General features: G+C 72.1%; 5 protein-coding genes and 1 pseudogene. 1 reads left to right on the top strand and 5 read right to left on the bottom strand.

What is annotated here, in order from left to right:
* Both MFF42_RS17985 and MFF42_RS17980 read right to left on the bottom strand, forming a co-directional pair.
* A partial coding sequence (locus tag MFF42_RS17985; RefSeq protein WP_238256975.1) for a circularly permuted type 2 ATP-grasp protein occupies window positions 1–2235 on the bottom strand: 2235 nt, incomplete at its 3' end.
* A complete protein-coding gene (locus MFF42_RS17980; RefSeq protein ID WP_238256974.1) occupies window positions 2232–5516 on the bottom strand; it encodes a transglutaminase family protein in 3285 nt (1094 codons plus the stop codon). The genes MFF42_RS17980 and MFF42_RS17985, both read right to left, overlap by 4 nt.
* 255 nt (window positions 5517–5771) lie before the next feature.
* On the opposite strand from MFF42_RS17980, the gene MFF42_RS17975 reads away from it, so the two are divergent.
* A complete protein-coding gene (locus MFF42_RS17975; protein WP_238256973.1) occupies window positions 5772–6932 on the top strand; it encodes a zinc-binding metallopeptidase family protein in 1161 nt (386 codons plus the stop codon).
* Between the two features lie 223 nt (window positions 6933–7155).
* Here the strand turns inward: MFF42_RS17975 and MFF42_RS17970 are convergent, their stop codons facing one another.
* From MFF42_RS17970 to MFF42_RS17960, 3 genes and pseudogenes are all read right to left on the bottom strand, one after another.
* Window positions 7156–7845: a DUF2147 domain-containing protein gene (locus MFF42_RS17970; RefSeq protein ID WP_238256972.1), complete on the bottom strand. Its 690-nt coding sequence runs from the start codon at window positions 7843–7845 to the stop codon at window positions 7156–7158.
* Window positions 7846–8121: 276 nt separating this feature from the next.
* Window positions 8122–8331, bottom strand: a complete 210-nt coding sequence (locus tag MFF42_RS17965; protein ID WP_238256971.1) for a hypothetical protein — start codon at window positions 8329–8331, stop codon at window positions 8122–8124.
* Between the two features lie 321 nt (window positions 8332–8652).
* A pseudogene (locus MFF42_RS17960) lies at window positions 8653–8951 on the bottom strand (FAD/NAD(P)-binding protein); the annotation flags it as partial.

The following is an 8951-nucleotide window of genomic DNA, read 5'->3' as shown; positions in this document are numbered from 1 at the left end:
GTCCCGGCTCACGCCGACGAGGTAGCGGGCACCGTAGGCGATCTGCGAATCGGCCAGGGAGAGCATCACGCCGAGATCCTCGGCGCTCGCGTCCGGGCCGCAGAAGCGCAGGGCGAAGCCGCAGGTGTTGATCGCCCGCTCGATGCGCCGGCCCATATCGGCGAAGCGCCAGCCGGCGGCGTGGCCCATATTCTCGTGCAGCAGGCCGGAGAGCGCGGCGAGGTGGCCGAGCGCCCGCTCGGCCTTGCCGAAGAGCTGGGCCTCGGTCGGCGTCCAGCCCTCGGCATAGACCAGGGTGTCGCGCAGGTCGGCCAGCGCCCGCCAGGATTCCGCCGGCAGCCGCTCGCGCAGGGACGCGGCGATGCGCCGGGCTTCCATTACGTGGGCGAGGCCCGAGCCGAAGACCGTCTTGCCCGACAGCGCTTCCTGGGCGAGCGCCGCCGGGGCGAGGTCGGCCGCGCTCACCGAGTCCCACTCCTTCAGCAGCGCGCGGATGGCGCGCGCCGTCGGCGCCCCCTCCTCGCCGCAGGCGTCGGCGGCGACCGCCTCGGTGAACACGCCGAGATGGGCCTGGACGAGGCGGATCACCGCCTCCGCCCGCTCCAGGTAGCGCCCGAACCAGAACAGGTTGTCGGCCGCCCGCGACGGCAGGTGGCCGGCGATGCGGCGGATGCGCGGGGCGCTGGTGTGCAGGAGGGTCGGCGTGTCGACCGGCGTGTCGGACAGGACCCAGACATCCGCCGAGCGGATGCCGGCGCGCATCTCGGTCGGGTCGGCGCCGTCGCGCTCGGCGACGCGGCAGAAGGCGCTCGGCAGCACCCGCCAGCCCTCCGGCGTGGCGGCGGCGAAGACGCGCATGACGAAGGGCCGGGGCACCAGGCGCCCGTCCTGCCAAGCGGGCATGGTCGAGAGCGGCGCGGGCTCCTGCGCCACCCAGTCGAACGGGCGCTCGCGCAAGGAGGCCACGGCGCGGGCGCGGGCGGCGTCGAGGACGGGGCCGGCGAGCATCGCGTCGCGCTCGGGGCCGCGCAGAGGGGTCGCCGCGGGGCGCAGCGTCAGGCGGTCGAGATTGGCGAGCGCGTGGGCCAGACCCTCGGGATCGCCGCACCACCACGTCCGGGGGCCGGCGAGCCGCAGCTCCTCGCCGGTGAGGCGCCGGGCGATGGCCGGCAGGTAGGGCCCGAGCGCGGCCGATTCGAGCACGCCGGAACCCGGCATGTTGCCGATCACCGTCCCGCCCCGACGCAGCACCTGGAGGATGCCGGGCACGCCGAGGCGCGAATCCGAGCGCAGCTCCATCGGGTCGAGGTAGTCGGCATCGATCCGCCGCCACACCGCGTCGGTGCGCTTGAGCCCGGCGATGGTGCGCACGTGCAGGAGCCCGTCGCGCACCACGAGGTCGTCGCCCTCGACCAGGAGGAAGCCGAGATAGCGGGCGAGCGCGGCCTGCTCGACATAGGTGCTGCTGTAGGGGCCCGACGTGAGCAGGCAGATGCGCGGGTCGCTGCGCTCGCACGACGCGGCGAGGCCGGCGCGGAAGGCCTGGAAGAAGCCGGGCAGGCGCTCGACGTGGAGGTCGGCGAACAGGTCCGGGAAGGCGCGGGCGAGCACCATCCGGTTCTCCAGCGCGTAGCCGAGGCCGGAGGGCGCCTGCGTGCGGTCGGCCAGGACCTGCCAGCGCCCGTCCGGCCCGCGGCCGACATCCGCGGCATAGATCGGCAGCCAGCGCCCGCCGGGAGGCGCGATGCCGTGGACGGGCCGCAGGAATTCGGGATGCCCGGCCACCACCCCCGCGGGCAGAAAGCCTTCCGCGACGAGCCGGCCGGCGCCGTAGATGTCGGCGACGATGCGCTCCATCAGGCCGGCGCGCTGGACGATGCCGGCCGACAGCTCCGCCCAGTCGGCGGCGTCGATGACGAGGGGCAGCGATCCGAGCGGCCAGGGATGCTCGCGCCCGTCGCCGTAGACCCGGTAGGAGATGCCCGCGTCGCGGATATGCCGCTCGGCGGAGAGGAAGCGGGCGGCGACCTCCCGGTCGTCGAGCCGGGCGAGGCGTTCGAGGAAGCGCGGCCAGCCGCCGCGCAGAGTCCCGTCCGCATCCATCAGCGCGTCGGCGAGGCCGGGCCGGGGCGCGTACGCTTCCGTCCAGCGGCGCATGCGCGCGGCCGGATCCTCGGCCGCCGCGTCAGGGTCGGGCCGGGCGGGCCCGTCCGCGAGGGCGGCCGAAGCGGTCATCGCGGGGCGGGCGTGCGCAGGTCGAGGGTCAGCGGGAAGTCGCCGGTGCGCTCCTCGGCCGGCATCGCGACGCGGCCGGGGGTGTGGCCCATGGCCTCGAACCGGGCGAGGCGGCGCCCCTCCGCCTCGTAGGCGTTGACCGGGAAGCTCTCGTAATTGCGGCCGCCCGGATGGCTCACATGGTAGCGGCAGCCGCCGAGCGAGCGGCCGCTCCAGGCATCCAGGATGTCGAAGGTGAGCGGCCCGTGCGGCGGGATCGTCGGGTGCAGCGAGGAGGCGGGCTGCCACGCCTTGAAGCGCAGGCCCGCGACCGCCTCGCCGCTGGCGCCGGTCGCGGTCATCGGCAGGCGCCGGCCGTTGCAGGCGATCACGTGCCGGCCGGGTACATAGCCCTCGACCTTCACCTGAAGCCGCTCGACGGATGCGTCCACGAAGCGCACGGTTCCCCCGGCGGTCCCTTCTTCGCCCAGCACGTGCCAGGGCTCCAGCGCCTGGCGCAGTTCGAGGCTCACGCCGCCCTGCTCCACCCGGCCGAAGACGGGGAAGCGGAACGCGGCCTGCGCCGCGAAAGCCTGAGGGTCGAAGTCGTAGCCGCCGGCGCGCAGGTCTTCCAGCACGGAGAGGAAGTCGGCCCAGAGGAAATGCGGCAGCATGAAGCGATCGTGCAGGGCCGTGCCCCAGCGGACACAGCCGCCCGTCTGCGGCTCGCGCCAGAGCCACGCGACGATGGCGCGCAAGAGCACCTGCTGCGCGAGGCTCATGCGCGCGTCCGGCGGCATCTCGAAGGAGCGGAATTCGAGGAGGCCGAGGCGCCCCGTCGGCCCGTCCGGCGAGAACAGCTTGTCGATGCAGATCTCGGCCCGGTGGGTGTTGCCGGTCACGTCGGCGAGGATGTTGCGGAACAGCCGGTCGACCAACCAGTGCGGGATGTTGGCCTCGTCCGGCCCCGGCACCTGGGCGAGCGCGATCTCCAGTTCGTAGAGCCCGTCGTGGCGCGCCTCGTCCATGCGCGGCGCCTGGCTCGTCGGGCCGACATAGAGGCCGGCGAACAGGTAGGACAGGCAGGGATGCCGCTGCCAGAACAGCACGAGGCTCTTCAGCAGGTCCGGCCGGCGCAGGAACGGCGAGTCGGCGGGGCTCGCGCCGCCGAGCACGACGTGGTTGCCGCCCCCCGTGCCGGTATGGCGCCCGTCGATCATGAACTTCTCGGCGCAGAGGCGGGTCTGCCGCGCCTCCTCGTAGAGGCCGGTGGTGATGTCCACCGCCTCGCGCCAAGAGGCGGCGGGGTGGACGTTGACCTCGATCACGCCGGGATCGGGCGTGACCTTGATGACCGAGAGGCGCGGATCGTAGGGCGGCTCGTAGCCCTCGATATGGATCGGCTGGCCGACGGCTTCCGCGGCACGCTCCAGATGCCTGACGAGGTCGAGATACTCGTCCGCCCGCTCCAGCGGCGGCATGAACACGCAGAGCACGCCGTCGCGGGGCTCGACCGCGAGCGCGGTGCGCACCGCCACGCCCTCCAGGCCGGCCCCGTTGTCACGGTCCGATCCCTTGGGCAGCGGCGCGTCCTTGGGTCCGCCGGGCTCGGCGGGCAGGTCGCCGCGGGCCTCCATCGGATCCTGCGGGTGGTAATAGGGGTAGGAATCCGGCGGCACATAGGGAAGCGAGCCGAGCGGCAGGCGGAAGCCCATCGGCGAGTCGCCGGGGCTGAGATAGGCGCCGCCGCGGCGGAAGATCCAGCCTTCCGAGATCCAGGCGCGGCCCTCGCCCACGGCGAGGTTGGCAAGCGGCAGCACGTAGCCGACGGGGGTGTCGAGGCCGCGCCCGAACACCCGTTGGAAGCGGGCATCGGCCTCCAGGCTGCCGGTCTGCGGCGCCGCGGTCGTGACGTTGACCGGCAACTCGCTCTCGCGGTTCTTCCAGTAGACCGCGTCCTCGTAGGCCGGGAAGACGAAGCGGGCGAGTTCGAGCCGCTCGGCCAGCGCGCCGATCAGCCGCTCGGCATCCGCGATGGAGGCCGTCTTCGGCCCGTCCTCCACCGCGATCAGGTCGGCGTTCTTCCAGACCGGCACGCCGTCCTTGCGCCAGTACAGGGCGAAGGCCCAGCGCGGCAGGCTCTCGCCGGGATACCACTTGCCCTGGCCGTAATGCAGCATGCCGCCCGGCGCGAAGCGGTCGCGCAGGCGCCGGACCAGCGTGTCGGCGAGGCCCCGCTTGGTCGGGCCGACGGCGGCGACGTTCCATTCGGGCGATTCGAAATCGTCCACCGAGACGAAGGTCGGCTCGCCGCCCATGGTCAGGCGCACGTCCTGCGCGGCGAGATCCGCGTCGACGCGCTCGCCGAGCGCGTCCATCGCCGCCCAGACCTCGTCGGAGAACGGTTTGGTGATCCGCGGGGCTTCCGCCACGCGGCTGATCGTCATCTCGTAGGCGAACTCGACCTTGGCCGGCTCGGCGAGGCCCGAGATCGGCGCGGCGGCGTTGTAGTGGGCGGTGGCAACCAGCGGGATGTGCCCCTCGCCGGTGAGCAGGCCGGAGGTGGCGTCGAAGCCGATCCAGCCGGCGCCGGGCAGGTAGACCTCGGCCCAGGCGTGCAGGTCGGTGAAGTCGGTGGTGGTGCCGGCCGGGCCGTCGACGGCGGTTGTGTCGGGCACGAGCTGGATCAGGTAGCCGGAGACGAAGCGGGCGGCGAAGCCGAGCCGGCGTAGCACCTGCACCAGCAGCCACGCGGAATCGCGGCAGGAGCCGCTCTTGAGCGTCAGCGTCTCGGCGGCGGTCTGCACGCCGGGCTCCATCCGGACGCCGTAGGCGACGTGCGCGCGCACCCGCTCGTTCAGCGCCACGAGGAAGCTGACCGTGTGGGTCTCGTCGGGCACCTCGGCGAGGAAGGCGTCGATCTCCGGTCCCTGCGCCTCGTCGAGGACGAGGTAGGGCGCGAGCGCGACCTTCAGATCCGCCTCGTAGTCGAAGGGGCGGCGCTCGGCATAGGGCTCGACGAAGAAATCGAACGGGTTGATGACCGCGAGGTCGGCGGTGAGATCGACCTCGACGCGGAACTCCGTGGTCTTCTCCGGAAAGACGAGGCGGGCGAGCCAGTTGCCCGCCGGGTCCTGCTGCCAGTTGATGAAGTGGTTCTCCGGGCTCACCTTCAGCGCGTAGGCCGGTACCTTGGTCCGGGCATGCGGGGCCGGGCGCAGGCGGATGGTCTGCGGCCCCAGCGCGATCGGCCGGTCGTAGCGGTAATGCGTGACGTGGTGCAGGGCGGCTTGGATCGACACGGAGGCTCCGGGAACGTTGTCGTGAGGTCTCTCGGCACGATGAGATGCGGTGCGCGCTGCCGCAGGCCGCCCGCCTTATACATCCCAACGCCGCGGGATGGAGCGCCCGAAAAAAGCAAGAAGCGTGCAGCGGCCCGGCGGAGGGGCGGTGCGGAACTTCGTCGGGCTCACGACCTTGGTTGGTGCGGGCCGCGCGAGCGAGGCCACGGTCCGGTTCTTGTCTGGTCCCCGCAACGGACGGAGCGGGCCCTCTTCATGAAGATCTTCCAGTGTCAGGCCTGCGACCAGCCGGTCTCCTTCGAGAGCACGGTCTGCGAGAGCTGCGAGCGCCGGCTCGGCTATGTCTGCGACCGGCACGAGGTCTCGGCCCTGGAGCCCTGCGGCGAGGACGGGCGCGGCGCCCTGTTCCGCGCCTACGCCCATCCGGGCCGCAAGTACCGCTTCTGCGCCAACGCCGCCCACGACGCCTGCAACTGGATGGTGCCGGAGGATTCGCCCGAGACCTACTGCGTCACCTGCCGCCACAACCGCGTCGTTCCGGACCTGAGCGTGCCGGCCAACCTCGACCGCTGGCGCCAGATCGAGGCGGCCAAGCACCGGCTGTTCTACTCGCTCCTGCGCCTCGACCTGCCGCTGGTGACGCGGGCGCAATATTCCGACGGCCTCGCCTTCGACTTCCTCGCCGAGTCCGCCGGGCCGCCGGTGATGACGGGCCACCTCGACGGGCTCATCACGCTGTCCATCGCCGAGGCGGACGACGTCGAGCGGGAGCGCCGGCGCAAGCTGTTCGGCGAGTATTACCGCACCCTGCTCGGCCACTTCCGGCACGAGATCGGGCATTATTTCTGGAATCTGCTGGTGCGCTTCGACGCGAGCCTGCCGTCCTTCCGCGCCCTGTTCGGCGACGAGAGCCTCGATTACGGCGCCGCGCTTCGGCGCCATCACGCCCACGGTCCGCCCGCCGACTGGCAGGAATCCTTCGTCTCGGCCTACGCCACCGCGCATCCCTGGGAGGATTTCGCCGAGACCTTCGCCCACTACCTGCACATCATCGACACGCTGGAGACCGGCAGCGCCTTCGAGATCCGTCTGCGGCCGAAGCTGCGCGGCGCGGCCGAGCCGGCCGTGGCCTCGACCTGCGTCGATTTCGATCCCTACGAGACGCCGGATTTCGAGCGGGTGGTCGAGGCGTGGATCCCGCTCACCTACGCGGTGAACTCGCTCAACCGCTCCATGGGCCAGCCGCCGCTCTACCCGTTCAAGCTGACGCCCGCGGTGATCGCCAAGCTCGCCTTCGTGCATGAGCGGATCTACGCCGCGCGCAGCCCCGGCGGCCTCTCGGACGAGGCGAGTGGCGAGATGCTGAAGGCGGTGATCGCCGGTCTGCGCCAGCGCGTGGCGACCCCGACGGCGTGATGGTCTTTGCCGGACTCCTCGGTCCCGCCCCCGTCATTCCGGGGCGCTGACAAGCGAACCCGGAATCCATGACTGGCCGCGACGCCATTCGTCAGCGCCGCATCTCGGTTGGATTCCGGGTTCCGCGTTGCGGCCCCGGAACAACGGCGGGGGATGCTTCGAGGGCGCGCCCAGTCAACCCGCAGGCGCAGCCCTGACGCGGCCTCTTCAGCCGTGGGGCGGATTACTGCGCCGGAGCCGCGGCGGCCGGAGCCTTCGGCGCGGCGGGCTTCGGCGCCGGCTTGGCGGCGGGCGCCGGGCCGGTGGTGCCGGTGGCGGCGGGGCCGTTGGCGGTCGCGCCGGGGGCGGCCTTGGGCGCCCACTCGGCGTCGGCGCGGGGGCCGTTCGCGCCGTTGGTCGGGCCGGTGAGCTGGCCGGGCAGCGTGTCGCCCACCCGCTTCCAGGTCTGCGACTGGCACAGGAAGGCGATCAGGCAGCCCTTGACCGTCAGCTCCTCCGGCTCGTCCGACCAGATCGTGACGTCGTAGAACTTGCCGTCCTCGGCGTTGTAGATCTTGCCCTCGTAATGGGCGTCCTCGTTCAGCTTGAGACCGAGGATGAGCTGATGGCCGAGCGAGGCGCGGGCGCGCTTCTTCGGATCGGGGTTGCGGAAATCGACCCGCGGCTTGCCCTCGTCATTGAGCGGGGTCTTCAGCCACACCGCGTAGCCGCACAGGTTCTTCTCCTGCGGGCCGCACTTCTCGACGCGGATGCGGGCCTTGCCGTCCTGCGTCAGCCACGTGCCGCTCGGGTCATGCTGGGGCGCGGCGGCCGAGGCGGGACCCGCCGACAGGGCCCCCAGGGCCGTGAAGCCGGCGGCGACGGCCGCGGCGCGGAGGAAAGGCGCGCGGGCACCAATCGGTCCGAAGATCATGCAATCATCCCCACTCGGGTGCGGCGGCGAGTGCGGGCCGCACCGTTCATCCTGTCGACCGGGCCGTCCACTCACGGACCGTTGCCCCTTCGCCGCAGCCATCGAATCGGAAGGTGACCGGATCATGGCCGCCGCGGGGCGGTTCCCGCGCAATTCGCCGGTGTTTGCGCGACCCGGCTGAGCCGACCATGCGAACGGCCCTTGCGAGCGGCGCATGCGAAAAGGGCCGGCGCCCCTGGCACCGGCCCTTTCGGACTAACCCTGTCGGACCGCGTCTTACTCGGCCGGGGTGACGTCGGCGGTGAAGTGGCCGCACCAATCCTTGGAGGCGACCACCGGCCAGAGGCCGTTGCCCTGCGGGTCGGGCTGGCTCACCGGCGGGTTGTAGCGGCACAGGCCCTGATCGCCCGACGCCTGGGCGCCGTTCGTCTTGTGCTCGTCGAAGAAGCGGCAGCTCTGGCAGGCGGCGTTGCTCGAGGTGGCCATGATCTCTCTCCGGTTTCGTTCGGTCGTCGGCTGGCGGTCTCCGTCCCGAGCCCAGCGGCTCCGGGCCTCCCGCCGTCACGGTTCTTAATTAGAACAAGTCCAAACTCCTGTCCAGCTCTTTAGAACGATTCCGATTTATGAGCCGGCGGCGGAAACGCCGGTCGCCGCAGGGCGGGAAACGGCAGGCGAGACAGGGATTTGCGGCGGGAGGCGTCGGGGCCGGGGCGCCCGAGACGGGGATCAGCCGATGTCACGAACGCGTGAAGCGGCGGGGAGCCGGGGCTCTCCGCCGCTTCAGGACAAAGGGGAGGATGGTGTCCGTCAGGCCGCGGCGGCGCGGTCCAGGTCGGCGGCGACGAGGCTGGCGAGGTCCGCCGCCTCGTTGCGGATGTCCGGCACGGCGGTGCATTCCCACAGGACGCCGCGGAGGAGCGGCCCGAGGATCCAGAGCGGTCCCCCGCCCTCCCCGGCCGATCCGCCGAGGGCCCGGTAATCGACGCCGGCATCGAGGCCGAGCCCGAACGGTCCGGGGCGCACGAGACCCCGCTCGAGCAGGCGGTGCAGCAGCGGATCGCGGCTCTCCGTGAGATGCCCGAAGCCGGTGGCGTCGATCATCGCCT

It is taken from the genome of Methylorubrum podarium, assembly GCF_022179745.1.
Classification (GTDB): Bacteria; Pseudomonadota; Alphaproteobacteria; order Rhizobiales; family Beijerinckiaceae; genus Methylobacterium; species Methylobacterium podarium.
Note: the sequence above shows the minus strand (reverse complement) of the source record. Positions and strands in the feature narration are given on the sequence as shown.

Coding starts and splice junctions, on each gene's coding strand:
- MFF42_RS17965 (WP_238256971.1), bottom strand. CDS start 8,331: ATGGCCACCTCGAGCAACGCCGCCTGCCAGAGCTGCCGCTTCTTCGAC.
- MFF42_RS17975 (WP_238256973.1), top strand. CDS start 5,772: ATGAAGATCTTCCAGTGTCAGGCCTGCGACCAGCCGGTCTCCTTCGAG.
- MFF42_RS17970 (WP_238256972.1), bottom strand. CDS start 7,845: ATGATCTTCGGACCGATTGGTGCCCGCGCGCCTTTCCTCCGCGCCGCG.